The sequence below is a fragment of the Aquihabitans sp. McL0605 genome, assembly GCF_049993875.1.
Lineage (GTDB): Bacteria > Actinomycetota > Acidimicrobiia > Acidimicrobiales > Iamiaceae > Aquihabitans.
Genome location: NZ_CP188252.1, coordinates 3258707 through 3275495, shown reverse-complemented (window position 1 = coordinate 3275495; position 16789 = coordinate 3258707). Strand labels below are relative to the sequence as shown.

Here is a 16789-nt window from a genome sequence, read left to right as displayed (position 1 = left end):
ATTTCAACCACGAACCGTGAGAATGGGCCACATGCCTCAGGGCAGGTAGTTGACTCTCGGCCATGACCAGCACCTCCCCTGCCGGCGCCCGACCGGGCGACCACGACGCCACCGCCCCCGTCGAGCGCGAGCTCGTGCGGCTCCCCGGCGCCGGGGGCATCACCCTGGCCGCCGACCTGGGCGGTCCGGTCGACGGGCCCACCGTCGTGCTGCTCCACGGCGGCGGCCAGACCCGCCACTCGTGGGCCGGCACGTGGAGGGTGCTGGCGGAGTCGGGCTGGCGCGTCTGGTCGGTCGACCTGCGCGGCCACGGCGACAGCGACTGGGCCCCCGATGGCGACTACACGATCCAGGCGTTCGCCGGCGACGTGGAGGCGCTGGTCCGATCCCTGCCCCGGCCGCCGGTCCTGGTGGGCGCCTCGCTGGGCGGCATCTCCTCCCTCGTGGCCGTCGCCGACGCCCCTCGCCAGGACGAGTTCGCCCACGCGCTCGTGCTGGTCGACGTGGCCCACCGGATGGAGAAGGAGGGCACCCAGCGCATCGGCGCGTTCATGACGGGCAGCATCGACGGCTTCGCCACGCTCGAGGAGGCCGCCGACGCCATCGCCGCGTACAACCCGCACCGCCCCCGCACCACCGACCTCTCCGGCTTGGCGAAGAACCTCCGGCCGCGCGCCGACGGCCGGTGGGTGTGGCACTGGGACCCGGCCTTCGTCCAGGGCAAGTTCGGCTCCCCCGACGAGACCCGCGGCGCCGAAGCCGGGTTCCCCCGGCTGGAGCGGGCGGTCGAGGAGCTGACCATCCCCACCCTGCTCGTGCGGGGCCGCAGCAGCGACCTGCTCAGCGAGGAGGGCGTCGCCGACTTCCTCGCCCGGGCGCCGCACGCCGAGTTCGCCGACGTGGCCGGCGCCGGCCACATGGTCGCCGGGGACCGCAACGAGGTCTTCAACCGCGCCATCCTCGACTTCCTCGCCCGCCACCGCACCTGACGGTGCGCGGTGCGCCGCGCCCGGCCGACCATCATGCACAGGTCGACCGACCGAGGGAGCCGCCGTGTCCACCCAGCTGCTGAACGAGACCACGCTGGCATCCACCGGGCCCCTGGCCGGCACGGCGCCGCGGACGATGACCGTCTCTGGGGTCGCGGTCAAGACGGTCGGCTTCTTGGTGCTGACGCTGATCGGCGGCTCGGTCGGGTGGTCGCGCACCAGCAGCGTCATCCAGTCGACGTCGGGGCCGAGCTGGCTCCTCTGGTTCTTCTTGCTGATCGGCCTGTCGGTCCTCACGGTCAGCCGCCCGCAGATCGCGCCGCTCACGGGCGCCGCCTTCGCCTTCTTCCAGGGCGTCTGGATGGGCGCCATCTCCCACGTGTACGAGGTGGCCTACGAGGGGATCGTGGCCCAGGCCCTGCTGGCCAGCGTGTGCGCCTTCCTCGGGATGCTCATCCTCTACACCACCGGTGCCATCAAGCCCACGGCCAAGCTGATGGCGATCATCTTCGGCGCCACGTTCGGCATCGCCCTGCTCTACCTCGTGGCCTTCTTCTTCTCGCTGTTCGGCGTCGACCTCTACTTCTGGAACAACCCCACGCCGGTCGGCATCGGGGTCAGCGTCCTCATCGTGGCGATCGCCTGCCTCAACCTGATCGCCGACTTCGCCATGATCGACTACGGCGTCCAGCAGGAGCTGCCGGCCACCGCCGAGTGGTTCTGCGCCTTCGGCCTCATGTCGACCCTCCTGTGGATGTACATCGAGATCCTCCGCCTGCTGGCCGTGCTGCGGCGCTGACGCTCGCCCAGCGGGCGGTTCCGGTCCCGGCGCCCGCGCCCGGCGCCTACGGTGAGCGCCGCTACGGGTGCCACTGCGGGAGCGAGCACATGTCCATCGGAACGAGCCAGGTTCGGATCACCACGTCGAGGGCGAGCCGTGCTCGTCGTCGGGCGGGCCTGCTCGCCGCCGCGATCGCCCTCGGGGTGCCGCTGGCCGCGTGCGGCTCGGGCAGCGCCGGGGGCTCGCTCCCGACGATCGATCGGTCGTCCACCCTGCTCCCGCCCACCACCACCACGCCGGACGCGGCGCCGAGCACCTCCCGGCCCGGGCCTTCCCGGCCGCCCACCACGACGACGCCGGGCGCGCCGGACGCGCCCACCACCACCGCCGACCCGGCCACCACCACCGACGCCCCCACCACCACGCTGGCGCCCACCACCACCGGCGCCCCGACCACCACGCTGGCGCCCACCACGACCGCGGCACCCACCACCACCGACGCCCCCACCACCACGGCCGCCACCACCTCGACGACCGGGAGCACCACCACCACGGCGGTCGAGGCGACCACCACCACGGCGCCCGCCGCCGTGCCCACCGCTGGCGACAGCTCCGGGACCACCTGGTGGCCCTGGGCGCTCGCGGCCGTCATCGTCGCCGGCGGTGCCGCCCTGATCGTGGCCCGGAGCCGGCGCCGAGCTGCGCTCCTCGTCACCCAGACGAACGACCTCCTCGATCAGACCACCGAGGTGGCGGGCGAGCTGGCCGCGCTCGACGCTGCCGCCCTCCAGCGCCTGGCCCGCCCCACCGCCGACCGGCTGGCCACGCTCGGGGCCCAGCTCACCAGCACGGCCCAGGCCACCAAGGACCCCGCCAAGGCGGCGGCGCTCACCGCGCTCAGCGGCAGCGTGGGCGGGCTGCACCGGTCGGTCGACGCCGTCGCCCTCTCGCCCGCCCCGCCGACCGACGAGACCGTGGCCACCGTGCACCAGCAGGCGGCCCAGCTCCACTCGCTCACCGAGCAGACCCGGGCCACCACCTTCCCGCCGCCCACCGCCTGAGCACGCCGGGCGGCTGCGGTCAGGTCAGGCGGGGTCGAGCGGGTCCTGGCCCTCCACGCCGTCGTCGGCCACCCACTCGGTCCACGCGATCCCGCTCCACCAGCGCAGCTCGTGGCGTTCGGACGGGTCCTGCGCCCAAGTGGCCGGGACCCACGAGCCCGGGGCACCGTTGGGCGAGCCGGGAGGGCCCACCGGCATGGCCCCCAACCGGATGCCGGCACCTGGCGCGAACGGTGCGTGCGGCGTGATCGTCTCGTACCGCGGCATCTGCGGGCCCTGGGCCACGGGCGGCCGGTCGGGCCGTTCCTTGGCGGCGGGCCGCTCCTGAGCTTCGGACGATGTCGGCTCGGTCATGGGCCCTCCTCGAGCAGTGGCGCTGCCGTCATTGTGGCCCACCACCCGCAACCCGCAACCCCGCCCGGTTCCCGGCCGCCGCCGTCTCGGATCCGTGCCCGGTTCACGATGGGGCCGGCTCACGAGGTCACCGGCCGCATCACCTGCTGACCCGACCGGGCGGGCGTTCAGTCCACGAGGGCCTGGTAGACGCCGGCCGCGAGGTTGCGGCGCAGGGGGTAGAGGTTGGACGGCAGGAGCTGGGTCATGAACACCACGGCCAGCTCCTCGACCGGGTCGACCCAGAAGGCGGTGCTGGCCGCGCCGCCCCACGCGTAGGTGCCCGGGCTGCCGAGGGTGCCGGACGCGGCCGGGTCGACGAGGACGGAGAAGCCGAGGCCGAAGCCCGTGCCCTCCATGGCCGCCTCGCTGAAGGTGGCCTGGCCCATCTCGTTCAGGGTCCGGCCGCCGGGGAGGTGGTTGGACGCCATGAACGCGAGGGTGCGGGGCGACAGGAGCCGCACCCCGTCGACCGCACCCCGCCCGACCAGCAGGTGGCAGAAGCGGAGGTAGTCGTCGGCCGTGCTGACGAGGCCCCCGCCACCGTCGAGGTAGGTCGGCGGCTTGGTCATCCCTCGGGGCTCGGCGATCCGCATCTTGGTGTCCCAGCCCGGGAGGCGGGCGTAGAGCGCCGAGCACCGCTCGACCTCGGACTCCGGCGCCGCGAACCCGGTGTCGGTCATGCCGAGCGGCTCGAGGATTCGGGTCCGGAAGAACTCGTCGAGGGTGAGCCCGCTCATCCGCTCGACCAGGGCGCCGCACACATCGGTGGACATCGAGTAGTTCCACCGGGTCCCCGGCTCGAACTGCAAGGGCAGCGAGGCCACGCGGCGCATGGCCTCGGTCGTGTCGTAGTCCGGGGTCTGGGCGAAGTCCCCGAGCCCCTGGCGCCGGTACAGCTCGTCGACGGGGTGGGCGTACTGGAAGCCGTAGGTGAGGCCCGACGTGTGGGTGAGCACGTGGCGCACGGTGATCGGCGTCGCCGACGGCGCGGTCTCGGGCGCGTCAGCCGTCCCGCCGGTCCACACCTCCATCGCCGCGAAGTCGGGGAGCCACGTCGAGATCGGATCCTCGAGCAGGAAGTGGCCCTCCTCGAACAGCATCATCAGCGCGACCGACGTGATCGGCTTGGTCATCGAGAAGATCCGGTACAGCGTGTCGTCGCGGACCTCTGCGCCCGCTTCGACGTCGGTCCAGCCGTACCGGTCCCGGTGCACCAGCTGGCCGCGCCGGCTGATGAGCGTCTGCACCCCTGGCAGCCGCCCGTCGTCCACGTACCGGTGGAGGACCGCATCCAGGCGGTGCAGCCGTTCGACGTCGAACCCCAGGTCTTCTGCGATGGTCACCGGCGGATGCTGCCACAGCCCCCGGACCGGGGAAGACGGGACGTCGGCGCCCAACGACGAACGGGGATCAGGACTGCTTGAAGTTGGTGGTCGTCCAGGTCTTGTTGTTCATCTCGGTCTTGACCCTGGTGATGTAGCCCTCGGCCGACGAGGTGTGCCAGCGTCCGGCGTACCAGGCGCCGATGCAGCCCCAAGCGTCGCCGGCCTGGTAGGTCGATCCGCGCTCGACGGTGTTGAGCCAGGTGACCTTGCCCGTGTAGCAGGCCCGCCACCAGGCGTAGACGTAGTCGAGGTTGTAGGCGGTGGAGGTCATCGCCTCGGGGAACCCGCCTTGGTAGTACTGGTACGTCAGCGCCAGGAGCCCACCGCTCGCCGGGCACTGGCCGGCGTGGCCGTCGGCACCCATCGCGTGACCCGGGATGCAGGCCTTCGCGTCGCTGGTGAAGTCGCCCAGCGTCCCCTGGTCCCACCACGACTCGACCACGGCCTGGGCCCGGACGATGTCCTCGTCGATGCCCCACTTGCACGATGCCCACTGGATGAGCTCGTCGGTGGTGCCCACCTTGTTGCCGTCGACCCGAGCCATCTCGGGGAACGGCGTGGTCAGGTTCTTCTGCTTGCCGCGCGTCTGGTTGGCCGTCTTGTTCCGGGCCCGCACCTCGGGCGTCGGCCGGACCTGTCCGGCACAGGTGGCCCCCGAGGGGAGCGCTGCCGTCGAGGCCAGCGTTCCGAAGTGGGCCGTGCTGGGCTCGCAGCCCGCCACGAGGATCATGCCCACGACCAGGGAGATCGCCATCGCGGCGGATCCCCCGATCCGCGCTCGGCCGGTCGTCTTGTTACGCATTCGTTACAAAGTAACGGATCTCGGGGCGAGGACAAGGGACATCCGTCACCGATTCGTCATATGTTCGCGGGTCGCCTTCGCCTTGCTCACCGACGGGAGCAGATCTGAGGAGGGCTCCCGATGTGGAGGGCCCCTCCTTAGGCGCACCGTGAGGTCTGTGCCACCGACCCGGTGGCCGGAACGAAAGGACCTCACCATGCCCACCACCTCGGTCTCCACCCGCTCGAACCCCGCCTCCCGGTCGAGCGCCCGTCGCGCGGTGGCTGCCACGACGATCGCGCTCCTCTCGTTCGCCGGGAGCCAGATCCCCGCCGCCACCGCCCACGCCGCTCCGTCCGTCGAGGCCGTCACCATCGTGCGTCCCAACTGGGGCTACTGCAGCACCCCGGGCGTGCCGTGCTGAGCCGGCCTGACCTGCGGCCCGGCGTCCGATGGACCTGAACCCGCCGGCACCACCCCTCGACCGTTCGCCGGCCCAGCGCGAGACTTCCACCGTGGGACGACGGAGCGCTTCTCTGGAGTTCGTCGGCCGCGAGGACGACCTCGCCGCCCTCCAGGCCACCTTCGATCGGGCCTGCGGCGGGGACGCGGCGATGGTGCTGGTCACCGGCGAAGCGGGCATCGGCAAGACCCGGCTGGTCCGCCGGTTCTTCGACCTCGTGCCCGAGGGCACGATCATCGCAACCGGATCCTGCGTGCCGATCGACGACGGCGGCCTCCCCTACGCCCCCGTCGTCGGCATCCTGCGATCGCTCGCACGCCAGCTCGACGAGGAGGCCGCCGCCGGACCGACCGGGGCGCTCGATGCGCTGATGCCACCGCTCGGCGCCCCGGCGGAGGCGCCACCTCCGTCCGACCCCAACGCTCGGCGCGGCGGCCTGGCCGACACCATGGCGAAGCTGCGGCTGTTCGACTCGATCACCTCGTGCCTCACCGAGGTCGCGGCCCGTGATCCCCTCATCGTCCTGCTCGAGGACCTCCACTGGGCCGACTCCACCAGTGCCGAGCTGCTCCACTTCCTCACCCGCAACTTGGTGGAGGCACGGGTCCTGATCATCGGGACGTGCCGCACCGAGGAGCTGTCGGTCGACCACCCGTTGCGCGGCCGCCTCACCGAGATCGGCCGCCACGAGATGGTCAGCCACATCGACCTCCAAGGGCTCGAGCGCGAGCAGACGGCCCGGCTCATCGAGGGGATCATCGGCCAGCCGCCCGATCGGTACCTGGTCGACGGCGTGTGGGCGCGCTCCCAGGGCAACCCGTTCTTCGTCGAGGAGCTGACCGCCACCCGCCACAGCCAGGCCCTGTCGGACGGGCTCGTCGACGTGGTCCGGTCGAGCGTCGAGCGGTTGTCGCCCGACGCCCAGCACCTCCTGCAGATCGTCGCCGCCTGCGGCGCGGGCGCCGATCACCGCCTGGCGGCCCAGGTCAGCACGCTCGGAGCGGACGACCTCGACCGGCTGCTCGGCGAGGTGGTCGACCGGCACATCCTCGTCGTCGACACCGACGAGGGCACCTACGGCTTCCGGCACGCCCTCCTCCGCGAGGCCGTGTACGCCTCGATGCTGCCCGCCGAGCGGGAACGGCTCCACCGGCGCCTGGCCGTCGCCCTGACCGCCGACGCCACGCTGGGGCCGACGGAGCCCGGCCGCCGGTCGTCCGAGCTGGCCCAGCACTGGTGGGCGGCGCGCGAATGGGGCCAGGCGCACGAGGCGTCGGTCGAGTCCGGTCACATCGCGTCACGGATGCGCGCCTTCCCCGAGGCGTACGACCACCTGGCGCGCGCCCTCGAAGCCGTCTCTCGCATGCCCGCCGACGAGGTTCCCGATCGCGTCCCGATCGTGGAGGAGGCGGCGGAGCTCGCCGGGCTGTGCGGTGATGGTGCACGCGCCGTCGAGCTCGCGTCCGAGCTGGTCGACCTCATCGACCCCACGGTGGATCCGCGCCACGCCGCTCGCGCCCTCACGATGCTCGGGCGGAACACCTGGAGCACGGGCGACGCCACCGCCGTCCTCGATGCCTACGCCCGGGCGAGAGACCTGCTCCCGCCCGAACCGTCGCCCGAGCTGGCGATGGTCCTCGCCGAGGAGGGCGGGATCCTGATGGTCACGTCGCGCCTGGTCGAGGGCGAGCACCGGTGCCGCGAAGCCATCGAGGTGGCGCGGGCGATCGGCGCCCGGCAGGTGGAGGGCAAGGCCCTCAACACGTTGGGCTGCTGCCGGTCGCTCCTGGGCTTCAGCGACGAGGGCATCGCGCAGCTGCGCGAGTCGCTCGCCATCGCCCACGAGCTCCACAACCCCGACGACCTGAACCGGGCCTACGGCAACCTCGGCGGCTGCCTGCTCGACGCTGACCGCCTCGAGGAGGCGGCCGCGCTCGTGTACGAGAGCGTGGAGGTGGCCGAAGGCATCTGGGGCATGGGCCTCGAGATGGCGGTGACCAACAGCGCCGAGGCGCTCATCCGGCTCGGCCGGTACGACCAGGCGGAGGGCCTCCTCAGCAACCTCGGCGACCGTGCGCTCGGGAGCTGCGAGTCCGGTCCGCCCATCCAGCGCATGGCCCTCGACATCCGTCGCGGCGACCTCGACGCCGCGGATCGGCAACGTCTCGTGCTCGACGACATGACCGCTCCCTTCAGCGACGTGCAGGTGCGCGGCGGCTTCCACCTCCTGTGCGCCGAGCTCGCCGCCGAGCGCGGGCGACCAGAGGAGGCCGACACCGAGATCGAACAGGCCCTCGCCCTGGCCGCGACCACCGATGACCACCAGTTCTCCTTGCAGATGTGCGCGGTGGGCGCCCGGGTGATCGCCGACCAGTTCGTCCACGGGCGCAGCGACGGGCGCCCCGTCGACCGCACCAAGCTGGAGCTCCGAGCCGAGGGGATGGCCGACGAGGCCGGGCGGCTGCTCGCCGCCTGTGCCGACCGGGGCGGCGAGGTCACCGCCCGCCTCCGTGGGCTGGAGATGACCGCCCGGGCCGAGCGGTCGCGCACGGGCGAGCCCGACCCCGCACCCTGGGCCGAGGCGGCGGCGCAGTGGGAGCAGACCAGCGACCGCTACGACCTGGCGTACTGCCGGTGGCGGCAGGCCGAGGCGCACCTCGCCGGACGCTCGAACCGATCAGCGGCGGCCGAGTGCCTTCGTGCCGCCGCGGAGATCAGCCGAGAGATCGGTGCCCGGCACCTCACCGATGAGATCGAGGCCCTGGCCCGGCGGGCGCGCATCGCGCTGTTCGACGCGGAGGTGGCGGTGGACCGGTCGGCGACCGTCGCCTCCGACCTCGGCCTGACCCCGCGGGAGGTGGAGGTCCTCGCCCTGCTCGCCGTCGGCAGCACCGACCGGGAGATCGCCGACCAGCTGTTCATCAGCAAGAAGACCGCCAGCGTCCACGTCTCCAACCTCATCCGGAAGCTGGGCGTGTCGAACCGGGTCGAGGCCGGCCGGATCGGCCAGACCCACCTCGCCGCCCTCGACCACGGTTCGAGCTGATCGACCCGACGGGTTCGGTCAGGCGAGGGCTTCGAGGGCCTCGGCGAGCGGCGCGAGCACGGCGGGGGTGTGCGGCGGCGGGAGGTAGATGATCGCCAGGTCGAGGCCGACCTCGGCCAGGGCGCCGACCGCGTCGACGACCGATCCCGGGTCGCCCGACGGGTCGAGCCAGACGTGGCTCGACAGCTGGATCTCGCTCGGGTCGCGGCCGATGTCGGCGCAGTGCTGGTGCAGCACCTCGCGCTTGCGAGCGAACTCCTCCGGAGGACCGCCCACGAAGTTCCAGTGCTGGGCGAAGCGGGCAGCCGTCTTGAGGGTGCGCTTCTCCCCGCTGCCGCCGATGCAGAGCGGCGGGTGGGGCCGCTGCGGTCCCTTGGGCTCGTTGCGGGCCCCGACGAGCGTGTAGTGCTCACCGGCGAAGTCGGTCGTCTCGTTCGAGAGCAGCCCGACGAGCACCTCGCACGCCTCCTCGAACCGATCGCTCAGCTCCTTGGGCGTGCCGAGCGCGATGCCGTAGGCCTCGGCCTCCTCGACGTTCCAGCCGGCACCGACCCCGAGCTCCAGGCGGCCGTCGGAGATGATGTCGACGGCGGCCGCCATCTTGGCCAGCACGGCCGGGTGCCGGTACGGGATGCCGGTGACGAGCGTCCCGAGCCGCAGCCGCGACGTGGCCTGGGCCAGGGCGGTCAGCGTGGTCCAGCCTTCGAGGCAGGGACCCGTCGAGTCCGAGAAGATCGGGTAGAAGTGGTCGAACAACCACCCCGACTCGAACCGCTCGATCTGGTCCGCCTCCTGCCACACCGCGAGCAGATCGGGCCAGGTCGTGTCCTGCGGGCTGGTCTTGAAGGCGAAGCGCATGAGGACCTCGTTCAGGAGTCGGGGCGACGTCGAACCGACGGTACCGGCACGTCCAGGGCGCGACACCCACCACGAGCGACCTCGGCCTCAGATCGTGATCACCACCTTGCCTCGGGGGCGGCCCTCCTCCACGTGGCGGACCGCGCCGGCGACGTCTGCCATCGGGAACGTGCGGTCGATGGCCGGGGTGACCTGGCCGGACTCGATCATCCCGCGCAGGTCGTCGAGGCTGGCGGCCTCCTCGGTCGAAGCGAGGAGGCCGAGCGTCTGGCCCACGAACGGCGAGATGAGCACGGCTCGGAGCGAACGGTCGAAGCCCCCGAGCCAGCGCCCGCCGGTCTCACCGCCGACGATGACGAGCGTGCCCCGAGGGTCGAGGGCCCGGCGGAGGTCGGGCAGGCGACGGCTGCCGCCTATGTCGATGATCACGTCGTACTCCTGCGAGCCGTCGTCGACGTCCTCCACGAGGTAGTCGACGACACGATCGGCGCCGAGCGCTTCGACGAAGTCGACCTTCGGGGTGCTGCACACGCCGGTCACGACGGCACCCATGGCCTTGGCGATCTGCACGGCGAAGGACCCCACCCCTCCCGAGGCGCCGATCACCAGCACTCGCTGACCCGGCTGGGTCCCGGCCTTGCGGAGGGCCTGGAGCGCCGTGGCACCGGAGATCGGGACCGCGGCCGATTGCACGAACGTGAGGTTCCACGGCTTCCGCGCAAGCTGGTCGGCCGGCACCGAGGCGTACTCGGCGAACGACCCGTCGCCGCTGCCGTAGACCTCGTCGCCGGGCGACAACGAGCTCACCGACGATCCGACCGCCTCGACGGTGCCCGCAAGCCCGCGTCCCGGGTTCAGCGCGCTCGGAGACCGGAGGCCGAACCCGGTGAGGCGCATCGCGTAGGGCATCCCGGTCATGCAGTGCCAGGTGCCCATGTCGACGCCGGCGGCGGCGACCCTCACGAGGACGTCATCGGCTCCGATCGCCGGTCGTGCGACCTCGGCGACGGCGAGGACGGCGTCAGGATCGGAGCCGTAGCGGTCCTGCACCACGGCTCGCATGGTCACGGCGTTCCCCTCCCCCGGGACGGCTGGCTGGTCGATCTGCTTGGCGTTCACGGTTGCTCCTTGGAATCGTTCGGGTCGTTCGGGTCGTTCTGGTGGGTGGATCGAGCTCACGGCAGCAGCCCGACCACCTCGTCGAGCACCGCCTGCGGCTGGTCGATGTGGATGTCGTGGCCCGTGTGGTCCACGGTGACGATCTTCGCCGTGCTCGACAACCGGGCCCATCGCTCCTGACCGTCGGCCCACCGCCGATCCAGGCGCGCCTGCTCCTCGGGGGTGAGCCCGTCGGAGCTCCGGTGGGCGGCGGTGATGACGGTGAGCGGGAGGTCGCCCACCGTCGTGATCTTCGAGACCTGCTCGAACGCCGCGAACACGTCGAGTCGCTCGCCGTCGCGCTCCGGGTGCCGCATGAGGTCGCAGCCGTCCCAGTACGCGGGAACCGTGCACACGACGGAGGGCCAGGTGTCCGGGGAGGCATCGATCAACACCACGCCGGTCAGCTCGCCCGGGAACTTCGAGGCGAAGGTCACGGCCTCAGGGCCGCCGAACGAGTGGCCGACGACGAGGTAGGGGCCGGGCTCACCGGCGGCCTCGAGCGCGGCGTGGAGGTCGGTGGCCTGCGTCGCGAAGGTCTGGTTCGCGGCGGGCGCATCGCTGGTACCGGTGCCGAAGCGGTCGTAGGTGCAGGCACGGGCGTGCTCGGCCACCGCACCCTCGAACGGGCCCCAGCCCGCGGCGCCCTGGTCCCATCCGGCGAGCATCAGCACCGTGACCGGACCCTCTCCGATGCAGCGGAGGTGCAGCTTCCCGTGATCGACCTCGACCAGGCGGTCGGTGGGCTGGGTCGGACGATGAGCGGGCACGGTGGTCGACGAGGCGACCGGGTGGTCCGAGCCCGGCGAGCGGCGTGTCGCCGCGTCGACGTCGTTCGACGAGGTGGAGCTTCCACAGGCGGCCGCGGCCAGGGCGAGCGCGGTGGCGAGCAGGGCGGTGCGAAGGGTCGTGGTGGTCATGGTCGGGGTTCCTTTGGTGAGGTGGTGTGCGTTCCACCTTCTGGGTAAGGCCCCCCTCAGCGCATCGGGAACAGCACCTCAGATCTCGCTGAAGGGCGATACTTGGGCACCATGCCCGAGCGCTCCCGAAACCCTGGATTCGTGGGGCGCAGCCAGGAGCTGCTCGCCTTCGAGGGCGCCGTGGCGAGCGCCCGTGACGGTCTGCCGGTCGTGGTGCTCGTAAGCGGCGAGGCGGGCATCGGCAAGACGGCGATCCTCCAGGAGGGCGCGGCCCGCTGCGAGGTGGCGCTGCACGTCGGCCGCTGCGTCCAGATGGGCGGAGCTGCCATTCCGCTCGCACCGCTGGCGGATCTCCTGCGGCAGGTCGACCGGGCCAACATCGGGGTGCTGGGCCAGCGGCCGGAGTTGGCGCCGTTGGTCCGGTGGATGGGATCGGACCGGGGAGATCGCGCCGACACCGGCGCCACCCTGTTCTCTGCCGTCCTCGAGCTCGTCGCCCACCTCTCCGAGGCGGACCCCGTGATCGTCGGCTTCGAGGACCTGCACTGGGCGGATGCCGTCACCTGGGACCTCTTCGAGTTCCTGGCGCGGAACCTCATCGACGAGCGGGTGGTGCTGGTCGGCACCTACCGCACCGACGAAGCCGGCTCCAGTACAGGGCGACGCCGGCTCGCCGCGCTTCCCCGCCTCCCGAACGCCACCCGCGTCCACCTCGAAGGCCTCGGGCTCCAAGACGTCCATGCCTGCGTCGTCAACCGGCTCGGCGGCTCGGCGGCGCCTCAGCTCGTCGATGAGATCCTCGCCCGCGGGCAGGGCAACCCGTTCTTCACGGAGGAGCTCATCGCCGCGCACGCGGCAGGAGAGGACATCCCCGCCGTCCTCTCCGACCTGATCAGCGCAGACGTCGCGGCTCTCGACGATCCGGCCCGTCACGTGCTGGGTGCGGTGGCCGCGGTCGGGCGCGAGACCAGCCACGACCTGCTCCGCGCCGTCGTCGGGCTCGACGACGCCGCGGTGGAGTCCGCCGTCCGGAGCGCGCTGGATGCCCACCTGTTGGTGGTGGACCGCGAGACCGAGGCGTACCGCTTCCGCCATGCGCTGATCGGGGAGGTGGTCTACGCCGACCTCCTGCCGCCGCAGCGCACCCGCCTCCACCGTCGTGTCGCCGACGCTCTGCGCGAACAGACGACGGACGCGTTGTCGAGGGCCGATCGCGCCGGGGAGCTGGCCTTCCACCTGGACCGGACCGGCGACCACGAGGCCGCGTTCACGGCCTTGCTCGCGGCGGCCGACGCCGCGGAGGAGGTGGCTCCGGCCGTAGCCCTCGCGCAGCTCGAGCGCGCGCTCGAGCTCTGGGACGAGGTCGGCTCGGCCGCAGAGGCTGAAGACCGCAGCCGTCGCTTGTGGCAGGCCGCGGAGCTCGCGGCAGGGGCCGTCGGCAACGATCGGTCGGTCGTGCTGGCTCGGACCGCCTTCGAGCTCGGGTCGCCGCCTGAGGGCGAGGCTCGAGGCCACGAGCGGCTGGCTCGCTACCTGTGGGGCGCCGGTCAGCTCGAGGCCAGCCGCGTCGAGCTCGAACGGGCGGTCGCGCTGCTCCCGGGCACCGACGCGGTCGAGTCTGCTCCTGTCTACGCGGGGCTCGGCCAGGCCGAGCTCATGGCGGGTCACTACGAGGAGTCGGAGCGGTGGTGCGTCAAGGCGCTCGAGGTCCTCGGAGCGCCTCACGTGGACATCTCGTCCTGGGTCATGGCTCGTCGCGTCCAGGGGGTCGTGCACAGCTGCCTCGGGGATCCCGATGGTGGCGTGGTCGTGTGCCGGGAAGCCTGGAGCTCGGCGCCGACCGCCCTCGGGCGAGCGCTCGCCACGCTCTACTACTGCGTCACCTTGCTCGACGCGGGACGCAACGAGGAGTGCGTCACCGTCGCCCTCGACGCCGTCGCCCAAGCTCGCCTCTCCGGCCTGGACACGAGCTACGGCGGCTATTCGGACGCCCTGGCGGCCGAGGGGCTGATGCGCCAGGGCCACTGGGCCGAGGCCACCGATCTGCTCGCCCGCCACGCCGATCACGAAGGGAACCTGCCGGTCGGCCTGCTCAGGGTGGCGCGGGTCGAAGCGGGGCTGGCCGCTCGGCGCGGCGACCCCGATCGAGCCCGTGCCCTCCTCGCGATCGCATCGGCTCAGCCGGTCGACGGCTGGCACCAGGCCCTCCTCGACCTGACGATCGCCGAGGTGCACCTCGCCCTCGGCGACTGGGCGGATGCGGCCCGGGCCGCGGCGCGCGGCGGGGCCGCCATCACCTCACCCGTCGTCCTCTGGTCCGCCCGCTTCGCGATGGTCGCCACCGAAGCCGAGGTGGAACAGGTGCTGGACGAGCTCGCCGCCCAACGACCGATCGACGTGGACCAGGTGGTCGATCGCCTGCAAGGGCACCTGGATGGCGTCGGCGCTGCGGTCGCGGCTCGCTCCGCTCGCCCGGCCCTCGACACCGCCGCGAACCTCGCCCACGCCAGGGCCAGCCTGACCCGCCTCACCTCGCCCGATCCGGATGCCTGGGCCGAGGCCGTCGAGCGGTGGAGCGACCTCGGCGACATCTGGTGGGTCGCCGTGGCGAGCCTGCGAGAAGCCGATGCTGCCGCCGCGACGGGTGCGGCCGATCGGGCGGCGACGATGCTGCACGAGGCCCACCGCCTGGCCTCCGAGCTGGGCGCCGAGCCGCTCCTCGCCCAGATCGAGGCGGTCTCCCGTCGGACCCGCCTCAGCCTCGAACCTCCGGAGCGCGTGATCCTCAGCACCACGTCGATCGATCAGCTCGGCCTGACCACCCGAGAGGCCGAGGTGCTGGTCCTCCTGGCTGCCGGTCGCACCAACCGGCAGATCGGCACCGAGCTCTTCATCTCGGGGAAGACGGCGAGCGTCCACGTCAGCAACATCATGCGCAAGTTGGGCGTCACCAGCCGCGTGGACGCCGCCGCGGTCGCCCAGCGCCTCGGTGTGCCACACCCCCCGCCCGCCGCCTGAGGCGACGAGCGGGCTGATCGGAGCGGCGTCGTAGGATTCTCCCCTCAGCCGGCTCGTGCCCGTGGTCAGGGATTTCTCCCACGTGCTCTGCCGGCCCACCCTCGTGGGCCGGTAGAGAACCCCGTTCGACCTGGTCAGATGCTCGTGCGATGTCGGCCCGGGAACGGATCTCGCTGATCCGGGATCGGGTTCACGAACGTTCCCGTCGTTGTTCGGCGGCTGCAGGGAGCCGGCAGCTCAGCCCGGAGCGGGCGGCGGACGATGGATCGGACCCGCGGCCGGAGGAGGGCCGGCGACGGCGGCCGCGAGCAGTGCCTGGGCGGACCATCGCATCAGCTCGCGCGCGTCGGTCCGGGACAGCCCGGCGATGTCGACGAGCCACACGAGCGCCTCGATGCCCGTGGTGGCGCGCAGCGCGAGCACCAAGGTGCGGAGCTCGGCGTCCGACAGGGCCACCCGGCCCTCGAGCGCTTCGTTGATCCAGCCGATCGCCCGGCCCTGGCGCAGAGGCAGCTCGGTTTCGACGTCGTGGTCGAGCGACAACCGCAACATCGTGCGCTGTTGCGCCTCGGTGTCGACGATCATGGCGGTGAACGCGCTCACCACTGCGTCCAGTCGAGACGCCGCATCGTCGGGCGCGTCCGCCGGCAGCATGCTCACCTGCTGCATCTCGGGATGGGCGGCCAGGAGCAGGGCCCGTCTGCTCGGGAAGTAGCGATACGCGGTGGTGCGCGAGATCGACGCTGCCGTGGCCGCATCCTCCACCGTCACCGGCACGCCCGCCGCCACCAGTTCGCGGGCAGCGGCCACGAGCGCCTCGCGCGTACGGCGCTTCTGCTGCGACCGTCCGCCTTCCTCGTACGGGGTTGACACGTTGTACATGTTACGCGACGCTCGTCATGGGACTTGAGTCCCATAAACGAGGAGGCAACCATGGACCCGACGCCAGGTTCGATCGTGCGAGCAAGAGGCGAGGGCGAGCAGCGCTGGTTCCACGGCGGTGGGGTCCACACCTGGAAGGCCACCGCCGAGGAGACCGGCGGTGCGTTCCTCCTGTTCGAGGATCGGATGACCCAGGGGAAGGTCACTCCCCTCCACATCCATCCCGACTCCGACGAGTCCATGTACGTCCTCGAGGGCGAGATCGTCATGCACATCGACGGGACCGACCACCGGGTCGGTGCCGGCGGCCTCGCGATGGCCGGGCGGGGCGTGCCCCACGCGTTCATGGTGACCTCCCCCGAAGTGCGGCTGCTGTGCCTGCACACCCCGGCTTGCTGCCAGGCCTTCTACTGGGACGCCAGCGAGCCGCTGGCGGAGGGCGACGAGGGCGACGGCGTCGACATGGCCAGCGTCAGCGCGTCCGCCGAGAAGAACGGTGGCATCGAGATCCTCGGGCCGCCACCCTTCAGCCCGTCCGAAGGCGCCCCGCTCGAACCCAGCGAGGGCGCACGATGAAGCGCCGTGCGCTCAACGCCATCGCCGCGGCGTCGCATCTCCACTCCGCCGGATCCTGAGCAACGCTCTCGGGCGCCACCACGCGCGCCAGGACGAACCACCACTGCCGCTGGCAGTCCGACCGGTCCCCGGATCAGCGGCTCGACGGCTTCGGCGCGCCTTGGCTCAGATCCAGGCGCTCGATCCGGCGCCATGACCGCTCGAACGGCTCGCGAGCGGTCCGAACTGGCGTCGTAGGATTGTTGACTCAGCCGGACCCGTGATCCGCAGGAGGCTTTCTCCCGCGCTCGCCCGGCCCCGCCCTCGTGGGGCCGGTAGGAAACCCCATCTGACCAGGTCAGACGCTCGGGATCCGCGGGCGCGGAACGGATTTCGCCGATTCTCGAACGGATTCTCGGCGCCGGTGTCCACGAATGTCCACGAATGTCCACCTCACACCTGGATTTCCACCGCCTGGCTCGTGCTTCATTTCACG

General features: G+C 72.1%; 14 protein-coding genes. 7 read left to right on the top strand and 7 right to left on the bottom strand.

Annotated elements, in window-relative coordinates; genetic code table 11:
• The first annotated feature begins 62 nt into the window (after nt 1-62).
• The 3 genes from ACPPVX_RS15070 (at nt 63) to ACPPVX_RS15060 (ending at nt 2831) form a co-directional block, all read left to right on the top strand.
• Nucleotides 63-989, top strand: a complete 927-nt coding sequence (locus ACPPVX_RS15070; protein ID WP_426571385.1) for an alpha/beta fold hydrolase — start codon at nt 63-65, stop codon at nt 987-989.
• Nucleotides 990-1053: 64 nt separating this feature from the next.
• A complete protein-coding gene (locus ACPPVX_RS15065; protein ID WP_426571384.1) occupies nt 1054-1788 on the top strand; it encodes a Bax inhibitor-1/YccA family protein in 735 nt (244 codons plus the stop codon).
• Nucleotides 1789-1877: 89 nt separating this feature from the next.
• Nucleotides 1878-2831, top strand: coding sequence for a hypothetical protein (locus ACPPVX_RS15060; protein ID WP_426571383.1), 954 nt, complete (start codon nt 1878-1880; stop codon nt 2829-2831).
• Between the two features lie 24 nt (nt 2832-2855).
• Here the strand turns inward: ACPPVX_RS15060 and ACPPVX_RS15055 are convergent, their stop codons facing one another.
• The 3 genes from ACPPVX_RS15055 to ACPPVX_RS15045 form a co-directional block, all read right to left on the bottom strand.
• Complete coding sequence (locus ACPPVX_RS15055; protein WP_426571382.1) at nt 2856-3185, bottom strand: hypothetical protein; 330 nt, start codon at nt 3183-3185, stop codon at nt 2856-2858.
• A gap of 167 nt (nt 3186-3352) precedes the next feature.
• On the bottom strand, nt 3353-4570 hold the full coding sequence (locus ACPPVX_RS15050) for a serine hydrolase domain-containing protein (protein WP_426571381.1): 1218 nt from the start codon (nt 4568-4570) through the stop codon (nt 3353-3355).
• A 67-nt stretch (nt 4571-4637) separates the two neighbouring features.
• A complete protein-coding gene (locus ACPPVX_RS15045; protein ID WP_426571380.1) occupies nt 4638-5366 on the bottom strand; it encodes a hypothetical protein in 729 nt (242 codons plus the stop codon).
• Nucleotides 5367-5610: 244 nt separating this feature from the next.
• Between ACPPVX_RS15045 and ACPPVX_RS15040 the strand changes: the two genes are divergently transcribed.
• Both ACPPVX_RS15040 and ACPPVX_RS15035 read left to right on the top strand, forming a co-directional pair.
• Entirely contained in the window at nt 5611-5817 is a 207-nt protein-coding gene (locus tag ACPPVX_RS15040; protein ID WP_426571379.1) for a hypothetical protein, read from the top strand.
• 91 nt (nt 5818-5908) lie between these two features.
• Nucleotides 5909-8902 (top strand): helix-turn-helix transcriptional regulator, encoded by a 2994-nt coding sequence (locus ACPPVX_RS15035; RefSeq protein ID WP_426571378.1) that lies wholly within the window; start codon nt 5909-5911, stop codon nt 8900-8902.
• Nucleotides 8903-8920: 18 nt separating this feature from the next.
• On the opposite strand, the gene ACPPVX_RS15030 is transcribed toward ACPPVX_RS15035, so the two are convergent.
• From ACPPVX_RS15030 to ACPPVX_RS15020, 3 genes are all read right to left on the bottom strand, one after another.
• On the bottom strand, nt 8921-9760 hold the full coding sequence (locus tag ACPPVX_RS15030; RefSeq protein ID WP_426571376.1) for an LLM class F420-dependent oxidoreductase: 840 nt from the start codon (nt 9758-9760) through the stop codon (nt 8921-8923).
• An 87-nt stretch (nt 9761-9847) separates the two neighbouring features.
• Nucleotides 9848-10822, bottom strand: coding sequence for an NAD(P)-dependent alcohol dehydrogenase (locus ACPPVX_RS15025; protein WP_426575044.1), 975 nt, complete (start codon nt 10820-10822; stop codon nt 9848-9850).
• 113 nt (nt 10823-10935) lie between these two features.
• Entirely contained in the window at nt 10936-11838 is a 903-nt protein-coding gene (locus ACPPVX_RS15020; protein WP_426571375.1) for an alpha/beta fold hydrolase, read from the bottom strand.
• Nucleotides 11839-11979: 141 nt separating this feature from the next.
• Here ACPPVX_RS15020 and ACPPVX_RS15015 point away from each other — a divergent pair, with 141 nt between their 5' ends.
• Nucleotides 11980-14856 carry a helix-turn-helix transcriptional regulator gene (locus tag ACPPVX_RS15015; RefSeq protein WP_426571374.1) on the top strand — a complete coding sequence of 959 codons (2877 nt, stop codon included), beginning with the start codon at nt 11980-11982 and terminating at the stop codon, nt 14854-14856.
• Nucleotides 14857-15093: 237 nt separating this feature from the next.
• Here the strand turns inward: ACPPVX_RS15015 and ACPPVX_RS15010 are convergent, their stop codons facing one another.
• Entirely contained in the window at nt 15094-15738 is a 645-nt protein-coding gene (locus tag ACPPVX_RS15010; RefSeq protein ID WP_426571373.1) for a TetR/AcrR family transcriptional regulator, read from the bottom strand.
• A gap of 51 nt (nt 15739-15789) precedes the next feature.
• Here ACPPVX_RS15010 and ACPPVX_RS15005 point away from each other — a divergent pair, with 51 nt between their 5' ends.
• Nucleotides 15790-16314: a cupin domain-containing protein gene (locus ACPPVX_RS15005; protein WP_426571372.1), complete on the top strand. Its 525-nt coding sequence runs from the start codon at nt 15790-15792 to the stop codon at nt 16312-16314.
• The last annotated feature ends 475 nt before the right edge of the window (nt 16315-16789 follow it).

Coding starts and splice junctions, on each gene's coding strand:
- ACPPVX_RS15005 (WP_426571372.1), top strand. CDS start 15,790: ATGGACCCGACGCCAGGTTCGATCGTGCGAGCAAGAGGCGAGGGCGAG.
- ACPPVX_RS15030 (WP_426571376.1), bottom strand. CDS start 9,760: ATGCGCTTCGCCTTCAAGACCAGCCCGCAGGACACGACCTGGCCCGAT.
- ACPPVX_RS15020 (WP_426571375.1), bottom strand. CDS start 11,838: ATGACCACCACGACCCTTCGCACCGCCCTGCTCGCCACCGCGCTCGCC.
- ACPPVX_RS15010 (WP_426571373.1), bottom strand. CDS start 15,738: ATGTACAACGTGTCAACCCCGTACGAGGAAGGCGGACGGTCGCAGCAG.
- ACPPVX_RS15045 (WP_426571380.1), bottom strand. CDS start 5,366: ATGGCGATCTCCCTGGTCGTGGGCATGATCCTCGTGGCGGGCTGCGAG.
- ACPPVX_RS15060 (WP_426571383.1), top strand. CDS start 1,878: ATGTCCATCGGAACGAGCCAGGTTCGGATCACCACGTCGAGGGCGAGC.
- ACPPVX_RS15070 (WP_426571385.1), top strand. CDS start 63: ATGACCAGCACCTCCCCTGCCGGCGCCCGACCGGGCGACCACGACGCC.
- ACPPVX_RS15055 (WP_426571382.1), bottom strand. CDS start 3,185: ATGACCGAGCCGACATCGTCCGAAGCTCAGGAGCGGCCCGCCGCCAAG.
- ACPPVX_RS15025 (WP_426575044.1), bottom strand. CDS start 10,822: ATGCGAGCCGTGGTGCAGGACCGCTACGGCTCCGATCCTGACGCCGTC.
- ACPPVX_RS15040 (WP_426571379.1), top strand. CDS start 5,611: ATGCCCACCACCTCGGTCTCCACCCGCTCGAACCCCGCCTCCCGGTCG.